General features: G+C 42.2%; 14 protein-coding genes. 2 read left to right on the top strand and 12 right to left on the bottom strand.

Going from position 1 to position 14,186, the window contains the following annotated elements; genetic code table 11:
* The first annotated feature begins 245 nt into the window (after nt 1–245).
* Nucleotides 246–482, top strand: coding sequence for a hypothetical protein (locus tag FG28_RS00985; RefSeq protein WP_036379172.1), 237 nt, complete (start codon nt 246–248; stop codon nt 480–482).
* Between the two features lie 142 nt (nt 483–624).
* On the opposite strand, the gene FG28_RS00980 is transcribed toward FG28_RS00985, so the two are convergent.
* The 8 genes from FG28_RS00980 to FG28_RS00950 all read right to left on the bottom strand — a co-directional run bounded on the left by FG28_RS00980 (nt 625) and on the right by FG28_RS00950 (nt 10,235).
* The gene (locus FG28_RS00980) at nt 625–1,842 is read right to left on the bottom strand and encodes a sensor histidine kinase (RefSeq protein ID WP_036379171.1); all 1,218 of its coding nucleotides are present in this window, start codon (nt 1,840–1,842) and stop codon (nt 625–627) included.
* A 163-nt stretch (nt 1,843–2,005) separates the two neighbouring features.
* A complete protein-coding gene (secA, locus tag FG28_RS00975) occupies nt 2,006–5,368 on the bottom strand; it encodes a preprotein translocase subunit SecA (RefSeq protein WP_036379169.1) in 3,363 nt (1,120 codons plus the stop codon).
* Between the two features lie 135 nt (nt 5,369–5,503).
* Nucleotides 5,504–5,728, bottom strand: coding sequence for a DUF2795 domain-containing protein (locus FG28_RS00970; protein ID WP_013551418.1), 225 nt, complete (start codon nt 5,726–5,728; stop codon nt 5,504–5,506).
* A 125-nt stretch (nt 5,729–5,853) separates the two neighbouring features.
* The gene (locus tag FG28_RS00965; RefSeq protein WP_036379164.1) at nt 5,854–6,411 is read right to left on the bottom strand and encodes a cob(I)yrinic acid a,c-diamide adenosyltransferase; all 558 of its coding nucleotides are present in this window, start codon (nt 6,409–6,411) and stop codon (nt 5,854–5,856) included.
* Between the two features lie 49 nt (nt 6,412–6,460).
* The gene (locus tag FG28_RS20750) at nt 6,461–6,622 is read right to left on the bottom strand and encodes a hypothetical protein (RefSeq protein ID WP_197062532.1); all 162 of its coding nucleotides are present in this window, start codon (nt 6,620–6,622) and stop codon (nt 6,461–6,463) included.
* Nucleotides 6,623–6,638: 16 nt separating this feature from the next.
* Nucleotides 6,639–7,139, bottom strand: coding sequence for a hypothetical protein (locus FG28_RS00960; protein WP_036379163.1), 501 nt, complete (start codon nt 7,137–7,139; stop codon nt 6,639–6,641).
* A gap of 32 nt (nt 7,140–7,171) precedes the next feature.
* On the bottom strand, nt 7,172–9,043 hold the full coding sequence (locus FG28_RS00955) for an ABC-F family ATP-binding cassette domain-containing protein (protein ID WP_036379161.1): 1,872 nt from the start codon (nt 9,041–9,043) through the stop codon (nt 7,172–7,174).
* Between the two features lie 22 nt (nt 9,044–9,065).
* Nucleotides 9,066–10,235, bottom strand: a complete 1,170-nt coding sequence (locus FG28_RS00950; protein WP_036379160.1) for a DUF4105 domain-containing protein — start codon at nt 10,233–10,235, stop codon at nt 9,066–9,068.
* Between the two features lie 101 nt (nt 10,236–10,336).
* On the opposite strand from FG28_RS00950, the gene FG28_RS00945 reads away from it, so the two are divergent.
* On the top strand, nt 10,337–11,068 hold the full coding sequence (locus FG28_RS00945; RefSeq protein ID WP_036379159.1) for a phosphatidylcholine/phosphatidylserine synthase: 732 nt from the start codon (nt 10,337–10,339) through the stop codon (nt 11,066–11,068).
* Here the strand turns inward: FG28_RS00945 and lptB are convergent.
* The 4 genes from lptB to FG28_RS00925 are packed head-to-tail and all read right to left on the bottom strand — an operon-like array spanning nt 11,065 to nt 14,010.
* On the bottom strand, nt 11,065–11,805 hold the full coding sequence (lptB, locus tag FG28_RS00940) for an LPS export ABC transporter ATP-binding protein (RefSeq protein WP_036379158.1): 741 nt from the start codon (nt 11,803–11,805) through the stop codon (nt 11,065–11,067). The two genes, FG28_RS00945 and lptB, sit on opposite strands and share 4 nt — an antisense overlap.
* A gap of 57 nt (nt 11,806–11,862) precedes the next feature.
* Nucleotides 11,863–12,216 carry a carboxymuconolactone decarboxylase family protein gene (locus FG28_RS00935; protein ID WP_036379157.1) on the bottom strand — a complete coding sequence of 118 codons (354 nt, stop codon included), beginning with the start codon at nt 12,214–12,216 and terminating at the stop codon, nt 11,863–11,865.
* Nucleotides 12,203–13,045 carry a twin-arginine translocase subunit TatC gene (gene tatC, locus FG28_RS00930; RefSeq protein WP_036379156.1) on the bottom strand — a complete coding sequence of 281 codons (843 nt, stop codon included), beginning with the start codon at nt 13,043–13,045 and terminating at the stop codon, nt 12,203–12,205. Before tatC ends, FG28_RS00935 begins: the two co-directional genes overlap by 14 nt.
* Nucleotides 13,045–14,010 (bottom strand): SIS domain-containing protein, encoded by a 966-nt coding sequence (locus FG28_RS00925; RefSeq protein WP_036379154.1) that lies wholly within the window; start codon nt 14,008–14,010, stop codon nt 13,045–13,047. The genes tatC and FG28_RS00925 overlap by 1 nt, the downstream gene beginning before the upstream one ends.
* Nucleotides 14,011–14,186 lie beyond the last annotated feature (176 nt).

The following is a 14,186-nucleotide window of genomic DNA, read 5'->3' as shown; positions in this document are numbered from 1 at the left end:
GTATTCTTTTTCTTACAAATAATCTGTTTTATATCAGTGGTTTACAGATGAACGGTCTTTTGGATGATCGATGAAATGCATATGTCGTCGCCATGCTGTTTTAGGATCCAAAAACGTTCGTCGACGATAAAAAACACTTTATCCAAGAAAAGTTTTTACACCGAAAAAAAGGGTGGGTTGAGCGACATAAATCGGAGCTAGGGGGCATGTGAAGGTAGCTTTACATTGTAATTAAAACCCAAGTCATGAAAACAATTTTAACCATCATCGCAGTAACTTTTTTCGGAACAATGGCCATGGCCCAAGATATTTCTAAAGAGGTAAAGGTTGAAACCAAGTCTGTAGATGTAGAGTTGAACGTTGCAATTCAGAATGAGATCAAGAAAGACAGAAAGATGACAAGATTGTACAAATTCAAAAACTCTAGGGTTAAAAAAGAACTTTCTTTCAGCACTAAAAGAAACAAAGCAAAATTGGCTTAATTATGATAGTAGGGCTTTTAATTCCATTTACACTTTTCTTGAGCGTGGCTTTTGTTGTTGCCTCAATAGTATTTTCTTTCCGAACCAAAAAATTCAGTTAAACCTTTTACATCGTTTCTAAAATCGTTGCGATTTCCGGCTATTAGTCCACAGAATTAAAGTCTTCAATGACTTCTTCAAACTCAATGCGGTAATAGGTGCCTTTTTTTTCGTAATCCCTTGTTATGGTGCCCCGAAGTTGCCGTGCCAAGTTATATATCAGCTTTAGCCCTAAGGAATTGGAAGTCCTTGGGTTAATATCCTCCGAATACCCAATGCCATTGTCTCCCAAGTACATTTCATAGCGGTTATTGGAAATTTTGTGCAATGAAACATGGATTTCGCCTTCACGACCCTCTGAAATTCCATATTTGAGCGCATTGGTGATGGTTTCATTTATGATAAGTCCAAGGGGGATTACGGTATCGATACTGAGCTTATTGTCATCGATGTCCAAGTCCACTTTAACATTGTTGGTATTTCCTTTTACGGAACGTACCAAATAATCACAAAGCTCTTTCACATAAGGTTTTAGTTCGACCTTGGAGAGGTAGTCGTCACGTTTGTAGAGCATTTCGTGCACCATGGCCATGGAAACCACCCTATTTTGACTGCTTTTAATGATATTGCTGATTTTTTCATCGGCAATGGCCCTGGATTGCAGGCTCAGAAGACTTGAAACGGTCTGAAGGTTGTTCTTGACCCTATGGTGGACTTCCTTCAACAAAATTTCTTTTTCCTCAATACGTTCCTGTATCTCATTTCGGGATTTATAAAGCTTGTGGTGCGCCCTCAATAGATTTTTCCCAAAAACGCCTCCCAATAGGTACACCGCAAAAACTGCACTTAAAAAGGCAAACCAGCTTCTGGATTCCAAGGGAACGGTGTTTTCAGAAATCTGAAAATCTCCTGTGTCATATAAAAATAAGATGGCGAGCACGGATAAGTTGACGATGAGGTAGAGTTGGCCAAAAACCTTGGTGGTCACATATCCGGCAAAGACCACAATGGCCAAAACAAATATAAAAGGACTTTGTATTCCCCCACTATATATGGTAACAACGGTGGCCCCGATCATGGATAGGATAGAAGTGATATTGTACGTAAGAATCAACCTTTTGTGTTGCTTGTAAAGGAGCGTGTTCACAAGGTTTAAAAACGCATAAATGAAACATGCATAGGGTATAATGCCTTCAATATTTAAAAAATAGAGGCAAATTAGGCCCAAAATGAACGCAAATAACGAAGAACTATAGTTAACCTTAAGTATCAAATCGGCTTTGTCTTGCAAAAGTTGTTTATCCTTGACAGGAGTCTTCATATACTGCGCTTGGTTGTTCTTCTCTACTACGTAAAGGTTGAAAGGAGTAGTAAAAGTAGCTTGTTACGGGGTGTTTTGGTTGTAAATCTAAATATGTTTTTTGATATAATCAAAAGCGGCAGCTATAATTAGCTGCCGCATGACTGTTGTATTTTATTTGGAATTAGTCCTCAACGAGTACCCACTCACCTTTGTCAATAAGGGGTTCGGCCTGCTTGTACTTACAGGTTTTACTCTCTCCGGACATGACATTTTTAATGGTGACACGGTCATTTCTGCCAATTTTGGGTTTTTCCCGAACAATGGTCTCGGTCACTTGTGGTCTTTGCCGTTGCGTCTGACCTGCGGCCCTGTTCTGGGCGGCCAGTTCGTCACTGTTGGGAATTTCCTCTTTTGAAGTTTGAATATTCTCCTTGGGCCTACGTACATTTCGGGCTTCTTGGATTTGATTGGTGTTCTCTGAAGGCAATTCTCCCTTGAACAGGAATGAGATTACCTCTTTGTTCACTTTATCCATCATCTCTCTGAAGAGTTCAAAAGCCTCAAATTTATAGATCAATAAAGGATCTTTTTGTTCGTGAACTGCCAATTGCACGGATTGCTTCAACTCATCCATTTTGCGCAAATGGGTTTTCCATGAGTCATCAATAATGGCCAAGGTGATGTTTTTCTCAAAGTCGGTGATCAGCTGTTTGCCATCCGTATTGTAGGCTTTTTCCAAATTGGTGACCACATTTAAGGTCTTGATACCGTCGGTAAAGGGCACTACAATTCGTTCAAACTTATTGGCTTGATCCTCGTACACTTTTTTAATGACTTGGAAAGCCACCGTGGCACTGCGTTCCATTTTCTGCCTGTAGAAATCATAAGAAGCTTTATAAATGGTATTGGCAATGTCTTGGAAGCTCATTTTTTTGAACTCCTCCTCGCTAATGGGCGAGGTAATGGAGAAGAATTTAATGAGCTCAAACTCAAAATTCTTGAAGTCATCTGCCATTTTATTGGTCTCCGCAACGGCCTCACAGGTATCGTAGATCATGTTGGCAATGTCCACTTTAAGACGTTCCCCCTGCAGTGCGTGTCTTCTTCTTTTATAGATCACTTCACGTTGGGCGTTCATCACATCATCATACTCCAACAAACGTTTACGGATACCAAAGTTGTTTTCCTCTACTTTTTTCTGGGCGCGTTCTATGGATTTGGTCATCATGGAATGCTGAATGACCTCGCCATCTTCCAAGCCCATACGATCCATCATTTTGGCCACACGGTCCGAGCCGAACAAACGCATCAGGTTGTCTTCCAAGGAAACATAGAACTGGGAACTACCTGGGTCCCCTTGTCGTCCAGAACGACCCCGTAACTGTCGGTCCACACGGCGGGAATCATGTCTTTCCGTACCCACAATGGCCAGACCACCAGCTTTCTTGACTTCTGGACTTAACTTAATGTCGGTACCCCTACCGGCCATGTTGGTGGCGATGGTAACAATACCGGATTTACCAGCTTCGGCAACAATGTCGGCCTCTTTTTTGTGCAACTTCGCATTCAATACATTGTGCGGTATTTTCCGAACACTCAATAATTTGGATAATAATTCGGAAATTTCCACAGAAGTGGTACCGATCAGCACAGGTCTTCCCGCTCTTGAAAGCTCGGTTACCTCGTCAATGATGGCGTTGTATTTTTCACGTTTGGTCTTGTAGATTAAATCGTTTCTGTCATCGCGGGCAATGGGCCTGTTGGTTGGAATTTCCATAACATCCAACTTGTAAATTTCCCAGAACTCTCCAGCTTCGGTGACTGCTGTACCCGTCATCCCCGCAAGTTTGTTGTACATTCTAAAGTAGTTCTGCAGGGTGATGGTGGCAAAGGTCTGGGTCATGGCCTCAATCTTCACGTTTTCCTTGGCCTCAATGGCTTGGTGCAATCCATCGGAATATCTTCTACCGTCCATAATACGACCGGTCTGCTCGTCCACGATCATCACCTTGTTGTCCATCACCACATATTCCACGTCTTTTTCAAAGAGGGTATAGGCTTTCAACAATTGGGTCATAGTATGGATTCGCTCACTCTTTACAGCAAAATCCTTGAAGAGGTCTTCCTTGAGTTCGGCCTCTTTTTCAATGTCAAGGTCCTGGTTTTCAATTTTGGCGATTTCACTGCCAATATCTGGCATCACAAAGAAGTCCTTGTCTTGATCTCCGGAAATATAGTCAACCCCTTTATCGGTGAGTTCTATTTGGTTGTTCTTCTCATCAATCACAAACAACAGGTCCGCGTCCACTTTGGGCATTTCCCGGTTGTTGTCTTGCATGTAGAAGTTCTCGGTCTTCTGCAACAACTGTTTAACACCCTCTTCACTTAAAAACTTGATAAGTGCTTTGTTCTTGGGGAGTCCGCGGTGTACGCGAAGCAACAGGAATCCTCCTTCTTTGGTGTCGCCTGCTGCGATGAGTTTTTTGGCTTCGGCCAAAACGCCGGTTAAATGCTGTCTCTGTTTTTGAACAATGTCAGCAACCTTTGGTTTCAGCTCATTGAATTCGTGTCGGTCACCTTCCGGAACGGGACCGGATATGATCAAAGGGGTACGGGCATCATCGATCAATACGGAATCCACCTCATCCACAATGGCATAATGGTGTGGGCGTTGCACCAAATCCCCAGGTGTATGCGCCATGTTGTCACGCAGATAATCAAAACCAAACTCGTTGTTGGTACCGTAGGTAATATCAGCGTTGTAAGCAGCCCTTCTGCCATCAGAATTGGGTTGGTGCTTATCAATACAATCCACTGAAAGCCCATGGAATTCAAAAATAGGTGCCATCCAAGCGCTGTCCCTTTTGGCCAAATAATCGTTCACGGTTACCAAATGGGCACCTTTCCCAGCTAAAGCGTTAAGATAGAGTGGGAGGGTGGCCACCAGTGTTTTACCTTCACCAGTCTGCATCTCAGCAATTTTCCCTTGGTGCAGGGCAATACCACCAATCAATTGTACATCGTAGTGAACCATGTCCCAAGTAACCTCTTTACCTGCGGCATCCCAGGAATTGCTCCAAACGGCTTTGTCACCTTCCAAGGTGACATAGTCTTTGGTCCCAGAGATTGACCGGTCAAATTCTGTGGCGGTAACCGTAAGGGTGTCATTGGCCGCAAAGCGTTTGGCGGTTTCCTTTACTACAGCAAAGGCTTCGGGGAGTATATCGTTGAGCGTCTTTTCCGAAATTTCGTAAGCCTCTTCGTTGAGCTTATCAATTTCGGCATAGATTTCTTCGTTCCGGTCTATGTCATTGGAGTTTTCCACTTCTGCTTCCAAAGCTGCTATCTTGTCGTTGATTTCTTTACAATCCTCGGCAATCTGAGCTTTAAAGGAAGCGGTTTTTTGTCTCAGTTCATCGTGGGTCAATCCCTCGAGCTCTTGCTCAAAGGATTTTATTTCTTTTACCAAAGGTTGCAGGGCCTTAACGTCCTTTTCCGATTTATCTCCTACAAAAACCTTAAGTACGGAATTAATAAAACTCATGAAATAATTTTTCGTTAGAATGGCAAAAGCTGTTCCATTGATGAGAATACGGTGGAATTCTTTTGCTGGGCTGTCAAAATTACATAAAAAAAAGCCTCTAATGAGACTTTTTAACGTGCTTTGTGTTTTCCGAAATTAATATTCATCCTCATTCCAAAGATAGTCTTCTTCGGTAGGATAGTCGGGCCATATTTCCTCAATGGACTCATATATCTCACCGCCCTCTTCTTCCATGGATTGTAGATTCTCTACAACTTCCAATGGCGCTCCGGTACGGATCGCGTAGTCTATCAGTTCGTCTTTGGTGGCTGGCCAAGGCGCATCACTTAAATATGAGGCTAGTTCTAGTGTCCAGTACATAGTAACGGTTTGATTTTAAATTTTTTGCAAAAATAATTTTTAAACTCAATTAGTCAAGTAAAAACAGTAATAATTAAAGATTATTTTGGAGTTGACAAAACTATTGCGTTAAAAAAACGATTTTTTTAGTCCTTCTCCTTTGGAATCCACTTTACTTCTTGGGCTTTTAAGTCGTTTGACAACTTTCGTGCCAGCACGAACAAATAATCGGAAAGACGGTTGATATAGCACAGCAACTGGGCTGGAACAGGTTCATTTTCATGCAAATATGAAATCATTCGCTCTGCTCGGCGGCAAATGGTTCTGGCAATATGACAGTATGACACGGTGGTATGCCCACCAGGGAGGATGAAATGTGTCATTTCTGGAAGATTTTCGTTCATCCGGTCCATTTCTTTTTCCAAAAGTTGAATGTCTTCTTCACTGATCCTTGGAATTTTAAGTCGACTGTCTTTTTTAGGCTCGGTGGCCAAGATGGAACCAACTGTGAACAGTTTTTCCTGAATCAGCATTAGGATTTCTTTGGAATGGGCATCCATTTCCTGATCACGTAGCAGTCCCAAAAACGAATTGAGTTCGTCAATGGTGCCATAACTCTCTATACGGATATGGTGTTTGGGTACCCGAGTGCCGGTAAACAGTGCGGTGGTGCCTTTATCTCCAGTCTTGGTATAAATCTTCATTCAGGTATTGGGAGTTAGGTTTTAGGGGTTAAAATGTATTGGTAATTGTTCATTGTTCATTCTCGCGTTCACGTTTTCGTTTCCCTTCCATAAACCTTCGGGATTTTCTGCGTTTAGTGGCTCTTTTGTTTCGGTACAGAATGATTAAATAGATCAGCCCCAAAACTACGAGCACATACCAAATGGTGTTATCTGTTGCTGCACTTTCCATACTTAAAGTTACTTTTTTAAATCCGAATAGTGAAATGTTCCTTAACCTGTTCCTTTCGGATGAAAATGGCACCGCAGTGGAACATATCCATGCTCACCGTGATATTTGGAAGAGCAATCAAACTTTCCCAATCTTTTTGCTTTTGTTCATTCTGATGAATGCCTGCTACCAAAACCATACTGTCATTATGCAATTTTCCTTCGGAAAGCAGTGCAACGAACCTGGAAACATTCAGTGCCTCTGTATATAGAATATCAATGGTTGAATTGTCAAAAGAAATAGCTGGAACAGTAGACTTTACAAGTTTTTCAATATCTGGTGAACAATCAATTTGGATATTTTTAAACTTGAAGTAACGGATGCTCTTCACTAACAAATTAATGGTCTTGTTGCTGCTCAATTTTTCTTTGGAATACAAACATTTTGTTACAAAATTGAAGACGAAGGGGGAGTGCACCCCATGTTCGTTAGTGGATTTAAGCAGAAATTTGAGATAGGAAACGAATTTGAAATACATAAGAACACCCTATAGCTCCTCTGGGGAACAATTTATTCCTCTAAAATGGCAGAAAGTTCAAACCAGCGCTCCGTTTTCTCCTCAATAGCATCCGAAACTTCTTTGAGTTCTATGGAGAGTTGGTCAATCTCATCGCCACTCAGTTCTGGATTGGAAAATTTGTTCTGGAGCACCTCTTTTTGTTCCTCCAATTTCTGAATATCCTTTTCCAATTGTTTGTACTCTTTTTGTTCTGAATAGGATAGTTTGCCACCGCTGGTGTCGCGCCATTTATTTTCTGTTTTTTCTGAAGAGCTCGTTTTATTTTCCCGTTCTTCAATGACCTTACTGTTCTCATACACCCTATAATCGGTATAGTTACCAGGAAAATCTTCTATGACGCCATCTCCTTTGAAGACAAACAGGTGGTCCACAATTTTGTCCATGAAATAGCGGTCGTGCGATACCACGATCAAGCATCCGGGAAAATCCAACAAAAAGCTCTCCAACACATTTAGGGTAACAATATCCAAATCGTTGGTGGGCTCATCTAGAATTAAAAAATTGGGGTTTTGAATGAGAACGGTGCAGAGGTAGAGTCGTTTTCGTTCCCCCCCACTGAGTTTTTCAACAAAGTCGTACTGCTTTTTCCGGTCAAAGAGAAACCGTTCCAATAGTTGTTGGGCCGAAATCTGTCGGCCTTTTTTTAAAGGAATGTAATCTCCAAACTCGCGGATGACATCAATAACCTTTTGGCCTTGCTTGACCACAATTCCCTTTTGGGTGTAGTAGCCAAACTTTAGGGTGTCGCCCACCACCACCTTTCCGCCATCAACGGATTCTTGCTGGGTGAGGATATTCAAAAAAGTGGATTTTCCCGTGCCATTTTTTCCAATGATACCAACGCGTTCCCCTTTGTTGAAGTTATAATCGAACTTGTTGAGAATGACTTTGTCATCGTAGGATTTGGAAACGTTGTGGAGCTCCAAAATTTTGCTCCCCAAACGCTCCATGTTCAGCTCCAGTTCCACTTCATGTTCCTTTCTTCGTTGGTGCGCCCTTTTTTTGATTTCAGAGAAATCGTCAATTCGGGATTTGGATTTGGTGGTACGTGCCTTGGGCTGCCTTCGCATCCAATCCAGTTCCTTTTTGTATAACTGTTTGGATTTGTGTTGCTCCACAGCTTCGCGCTCCATTCGGGCATCTTTCTCCTGCAAATAATACGAATAGTTCCCTTTATATGTATAAAGTTCGTTGTTGTCCAGTTCTATGATTTCATTGCAGACCCGGTCCAGAAAATAACGGTCGTGTGTCACCATAAAAAGGGTAATGTTCTCCTTGGAGAAATACGCCTCAAGCCACTCGATCATTTCTAAATCCAAATGGTTGGTGGGCTCATCCATAATGAGCAAATCGGGTTTGTTGAGCAAAACATTGGCCAAGGCCAGACGCTTTTTTTGTCCTCCTGAAAGGGTATTTACCTTAGCATCCAGCTTTGTTAATTGCAATTTGAACAGAATTTGCTTGTATTGGGTCTCAAAATCCCACGCATTGTGCCGTTCCATGGCCTCAAAGGCTTTTTGGTAACGAGCAGTGTCCTCAGGATTTTCCATAGCCTTTTCATAGGCAGCAATGACCTTTAAGATTTCATTGTCTGTGGTAAAAATGGTCTCTTCAATGGTCAAGTTGGGGTTCAGGTTGGGTTCTTGTTCCAAAAATGCAACCTTGGTATCCTTTCTAACAGTTACCTGGCCAGTTTCTGAAGTATCCTTGCCAGACATGATATTAAGAATGGAGGTCTTTCCACTCCCATTTTTGGCAATCAATGCAATCTTTTGGTCCTTGTTTATTCCGAAGGAAATACCGGAAAATAGGACCAATTCCCCATAAGATTTAGATATGTTCTCTACCGTAAGTAAGTTCATGGGTATGGATTATAAGCCGATCCTAAAGTTTGGAATATCGAATAAGATAACCATATCGGATAGCCAAGGTCAAAAGTAAGGGAATCAAAACGGGTGAAAAAATCTGTACGTGGAATATCCAAAGCACCAACATAAGTCCCATGAGTCCCAGCATTGCGTACATATATTTAGAGGACCACTCGGGTAGTTTGTCCTCAAATACCAAAATAAAGGCTACAATGGCATTAAGCGGAAAAGCCCATAGAATGTTGAAGTTATTTGGGGTGGAGGTATGGTCGGTGGCAAACCACAGGAAAAATAAAAATATTCCGATTAAACCTGTTATGAGGAACAAGGAAAAGTCCAACCAACGGCTTCTGGCCTTGTGCTGGTGATCAAGATACGTAACAATACCCGTGAACACCAACAACAAAATAAACCAAAATAGCGGTGTGAGCGGGAAAAAGTTCTGTCCTTCATGTTCAGTATAATCCAAGATGGTTCGCTCTCGTTTCAAAAGGGGTTTCCCGTCTTTGGTAGTATGGCGTACTTGGATCATGGCATAATAGGGCAGGAACATGTGTTCCTGAACGGTTGCCGTTCTATCCACTCTAGAACCAAAAGCAAGGTCGATACCAAACATGGACCACGAATTGGTGTCCAAAAATTGCCGTACCAACTGCCTAAAACTATAACGCTCTTCCAAATAGGAGCCATCAAATTCAATGGCATCGCCAAATTGCTCTTTTAAAATCTTTCCGGTAATACTTGAGCAATTGTTTAAAAGTGGGTCATACAGGTAGTCTCGGTTTTGAGGCATGTAATTTTCCTCAAAAAAAGCGAGCAGTTGGTTTCTTTCCTCCAAAGTAAGGTCTAAAATCTGTTCTTTGACCCATCTTTTTTCCAGTTCATATTCATACAGGAAGGCTTCGAAGCTTCGCCTGGATAGGGAATAAATCATCCTTCCCTTTACAAAATTGAGATAGAAATTGGGCTGATTGAAATCAAAAGTACCATAGTTATAGACCACATCAATGCCCAAAACAGGATCCTGAACACGGAACGCACTATGGCCAAAGGCATAGTATAGCTCATCCCCGGCTGCGCAAGTGAGCAAGCTTATTTGGGACTTCTCAGAGAGTTGGGGCGCTTGCGAAAATAGCTTGAACCCAACCAAGAGCAGCAGTGAAAAAAAGAAAAACCGTTGTTTCATTTTCAAGATTGTCACGGCAAATATCAGAATAAATACGACTTGGCCGAACATCAAAATCCAACAGTTTGTTTTTTCCCTTATTTTTACGGAAACCGAACTGTATGAAGTCCTATATTCCCAATTTGCTAACCCTCCTTAATGTTTTTAGTGGTTGTGTGGCCACTGTTTTTGCTGTACTCAACCATTTGGAATTGGCGGCCCTTTTTGTTTTTATTGGCATTTTTTTCGATTTTTTTGATGGATTGGCCGCTCGAGCCCTGGATGTGAAAAGTGAGGTAGGGGTGCAGTTGGACTCCTTGGCCGATGTGATAACCAGCGGATTGGTGCCAGGCATTATCATGTTTCAATTGCTTAACATGGCCGAGCGCGGAGGGTGGAACCTCGGGTTTTTTGGACATGATGATGAAATGACCGTAATGCCGTTTTTTGGATTTGTAATTACCTTGGCATCTGCCTATCGTTTGGCCAAATTCAATGTGGATGAGAATCAGGTTTCTTCCTTTAAGGGATTGCCCACTCCGGCGAATGCCTTGCTGATTCTTTCGCTTCCTTTAATTCTGTTGTACCATAACAACGAAGTGCTCAGTGGCATTATTCTTAACCAATGGTTTTTGATAGGATTGACTGTGGTAAGTGCTTATTTGTTGAATTCTCCGATTGAACTTTTTGCCCTAAAATTTGATAATTGGAGTTTTAAGGACAATGGGGTTAAATATTTGTTCTTGATCGGAAGCTTGGTGATGCTTTTGACCTTGAAATTTTTGGCCATACCCTTGATTATTCTATCTTATATTTTGGCCTCCTTGCTGATGCCCCAAAAAAACCAAGATTAAAAATCCAGTTTCTTTTTACGAAGTTCAAAGTTTTGGCCCAAATACACTTTACGGACCATTTCGTCCACGGCCAATTCTTCAGGGACACCTGCTTTAAGGATACCACCTTCAAACATCAAATAGGAGCGTTCGGTAATGGCCAAGGTTTCCTGTACGTTGTGGTCGGTAATGAGAATACCAATGTTTTTGTTCTTCAATTGGGCCACAATTCGTTGAATATCCTCCACTGCAACGGGGTCAACTCCAGCAAAAGGCTCATCCAACAGAATAAACTTAGGGTCAGTGGCAAGTGCCCGTGCAATTTCGGTACGGCGACGTTCCCCACCGGATAATAAATCCCCTCGGTTTTTGCGGATATGCCCAAGACCAAATTCATCAATGAGCGATTCCATTTTCATGTGTTGCTCCTTTTTGCTCAAATTGGTCAATTGCAAGACGCTGAGAATATTTTTCTCAATGCTCAACTTACGAAAAACAGAGGCCTCCTGCGCCAAATACCCGATACCGTTCTGGGCTCTTTTGTACATGGGGAAAGCGGTGATGTCCATGCTATCCAGAAAGATTTTGCCCCCATTGGGCTTGATCAGTCCCACAATCATGTAGAACGAGGTGGTTTTTCCAGCTCCATTTGGACCCAAAAGCCCTACAATCTCACCTTGGTTTACCTCAAGGGATATACCCTTAACAACTTTTCGGCCGCGGTAGGCCTTCATGATATTTTCTGCGCGTAGCTTCATAGGAATTTGCCAAAACTAAACATATTCTCCTTCAAGGAAAGGGTCTTTGGCATTTTTTTAAGCTTCGTTTTCTTCCAAGGCTTCCCAAAATTCATAGGCTCTGCGCAGGTGCGGTACCACTATGGTGCCGCCCACCAAAGTGGCAATGCCCAAGGTCTCCATGACCTCTTCTTTGTTGGCTCCAGCTTTTTTGCAGCTTTCCAGGTGGTATTTTACACAGTCATCGCAACGGAGCACTGCTGAGGCCACCAACCCCAAAAGTTCTTTGGTCTTCACATCAAGCGACCCAGCCATATAGGCATTGGTGTCCAGATTGAAGATTCGTTTAATAAGCTTGTTGTTGTCCGCCAAGAGCTTTTCGTTCATCTTGGAACGATAGGCATTGAACTCGTCTACTTTATGATTTGGCATTTTTCCTTTCTTTTTCTTTTTTAGCCTCTCGTTTCACCACAATTTTGGAAATGTAGATACTTATTTGATATAAAATCAAGACAGGGATGGCCACCACAATTTGACTAGTGATGTCTGGTGGGGTAATGATGGCGGAAAGAATCAATACTACTACCAATGCAATTTTTCTATATTTCCTGAGAATTTCTGGGGTCACTAGTCCCACTTTCGTTAAAAAGAAAATAATGATGGGCAGTTCAAACATAATTCCACAGGCGATCACCGCAGCACGAACAGTTCCTATATATGAGGCTAGGTCAATGTCATTGTGTACCTCATCGTACACGCGATACGTCCCTAAAAAGTTAATGGACAGTGGGGCGACAACATAGTAGCCAAAAAGAACCCCAAGGAAAAACAGTAAAGAGGCAGTAAAAATGAAACCTCTGGAATATTTCCGTTCCTTTTCATATAGCCCTGGGCTGATAAATCGCCATATTTCCCAGAGAATATAGGGAAACCCAATGATGACACCCGCCCAGATTGAGGTCCAGATGTGTGCGGAGAATTGACCGGCCATCAATCTACTTTGAATGGTAAACGGAAGTTCATCCCCACAAAACTCGGAATCAATGCCAAATGAGGTCGCAATATTGCAGAAAAACCGATAGGTGGGGAAATCCATGCTCTTTGGACCAAAAATGATTCCAAAGACAAAGTCTTTCATCACAAACGCCACACAGGCTACAATAACTACCGCCAAGGTAGATCTGATCAAATGCCACCGCAGTTCCTCCAAATGGTCCAAAAAGGACATTTCATCCGGATTTTTCTTGTCTCTTTTTGCCATTATAGGATTCCCTCGTTTATAAGGTTATGGATATGGACCACACCGGCGTAATCGCCATTTTCAAAGGCCAGAAGTTGGGAAATTCCACTTTCTTGGAGCATTTTCAACGCTTTTACTGCCAAGGTATCCACCTCTACTGTTTTTGGATTGGAGGTCATGATGTCCTGTGCCGTCAATCCGCTAATATTATCATACTTGCTCAGCATCCTACGGATGTCCCCATCAGTAACCACACCGACAACCTTTCCTTCCTTCATCACAGCGGTCACCCCCAGCATTTTTTCAGAAATCTCCACAATCACCTCTTTTACACTTGAATTGATGTCGACCTGTGGTTTCTGATTGTTTACCACAATGTCTGCCACCCGCAAATATAGTTTTTTGCCCAATGCTCCACCAGGATGGTATTTGGCAAAATCCGAACTGCTAAACCCTCGCAACTCCAAAAGGCAAATGGCAAGCGCATCGCCCATGGCCATTTGTGCCGAAGTACTGGTGGTAGGGGCCAAATTGTTGGGGCAGGCCTCTTTTTCCACGTAGGTGCTCAAGACAAAATCGGCCTGCTTGGCCAAAATGGAATCCATGTTTCCGGTTATGCCTATTAATTTGTTCTTGGCAATTTTTATGAGTGGAAGCAAAGCTTTGATCTCCGGAGTGTTACCGCTTTTGGAGAGGCAAACCACCACATCGTTTTCCTGAATGGTTCCCAAATCGCCATGAATGGCGTCCGCAGCATGCATAAAAGAGGCTGGGGTACCCGTGGAATTGAGTGTTGCCACAATTTTGGAAGCCACAATGGCACTTTTGCCAACGCCCGAGACCACAACCCGTCCCTTGGATTTCAATATATATTGTACCGCATGGGCAAATTGGTCATCAAGTTGGTCAATCAAGTTAAAGATAGCCTTGCTCTCTGTCTCAAGGGTTCTTTTGGCGATGGATAAAATAGACTTAGCGTCGTTCAAGGTAATATTAAGATTATCTAATTGTATTCCTAAAAGAATGTGTTATATTTAAGATTACAAAACTAATCAAACTATCTTTTATGTACCATTATGGAAGATAGAATACTTCCTACTTTTGTTCGATGTGAAAAATAAAAGCTTCAACACCTTTTTTAGGTTGCTTGCAATAAATTGAA

The organism is Muricauda sp. MAR_2010_75 (genome assembly GCF_000745185.1).
Classification (GTDB): Bacteria; Bacteroidota; Bacteroidia; order Flavobacteriales; family Flavobacteriaceae; genus Flagellimonas.
The sequence above is the reverse complement of the archived record's forward strand: the minus strand, read 5'-3'. Positions and strand labels throughout refer to the sequence as shown.

Bases quoted from the DNA above. Each gene is read 5' to 3' on its own strand.
- FG28_RS00935 (WP_036379157.1), bottom strand. From the start codon at position 12,216: ATGCCAAATCATAAAGTAGACGAGTTCAATGCCTATCGTTCCAAGATG.
- FG28_RS00970 (WP_013551418.1), bottom strand. From the start codon at position 5,728: ATGTACTGGACACTAGAACTAGCCTCATATTTAAGTGATGCGCCTTGG.
- FG28_RS00950 (WP_036379160.1), bottom strand. From the start codon at position 10,235: ATGAAACAACGGTTTTTCTTTTTTTCACTGCTGCTCTTGGTTGGGTTC.
- FG28_RS00955 (WP_036379161.1), bottom strand. From the start codon at position 9,043: ATGAACTTACTTACGGTAGAGAACATATCTAAATCTTATGGGGAATTG.
- FG28_RS00945 (WP_036379159.1), top strand. From the start codon at position 10,337: ATGAAGTCCTATATTCCCAATTTGCTAACCCTCCTTAATGTTTTTAGT.
- FG28_RS00965 (WP_036379164.1), bottom strand. From the start codon at position 6,411: ATGAAGATTTATACCAAGACTGGAGATAAAGGCACCACCGCACTGTTT.
- FG28_RS20750 (WP_197062532.1), bottom strand. From the start codon at position 6,622: ATGGAAAGTGCAGCAACAGATAACACCATTTGGTATGTGCTCGTAGTT.
- FG28_RS00985 (WP_036379172.1), top strand. From the start codon at position 246: ATGAAAACAATTTTAACCATCATCGCAGTAACTTTTTTCGGAACAATG.
- secA (WP_036379169.1), bottom strand. From the start codon at position 5,368: ATGAGTTTTATTAATTCCGTACTTAAGGTTTTTGTAGGAGATAAATCG.
- tatC (WP_036379156.1), bottom strand. From the start codon at position 13,045: ATGGCAAAAAGAGACAAGAAAAATCCGGATGAAATGTCCTTTTTGGAC.
- lptB (WP_036379158.1), bottom strand. From the start codon at position 11,805: ATGAAGCTACGCGCAGAAAATATCATGAAGGCCTACCGCGGCCGAAAA.
- FG28_RS00980 (WP_036379171.1), bottom strand. From the start codon at position 1,842: ATGAAGACTCCTGTCAAGGATAAACAACTTTTGCAAGACAAAGCCGAT.
- FG28_RS00960 (WP_036379163.1), bottom strand. From the start codon at position 7,139: ATGTATTTCAAATTCGTTTCCTATCTCAAATTTCTGCTTAAATCCACT.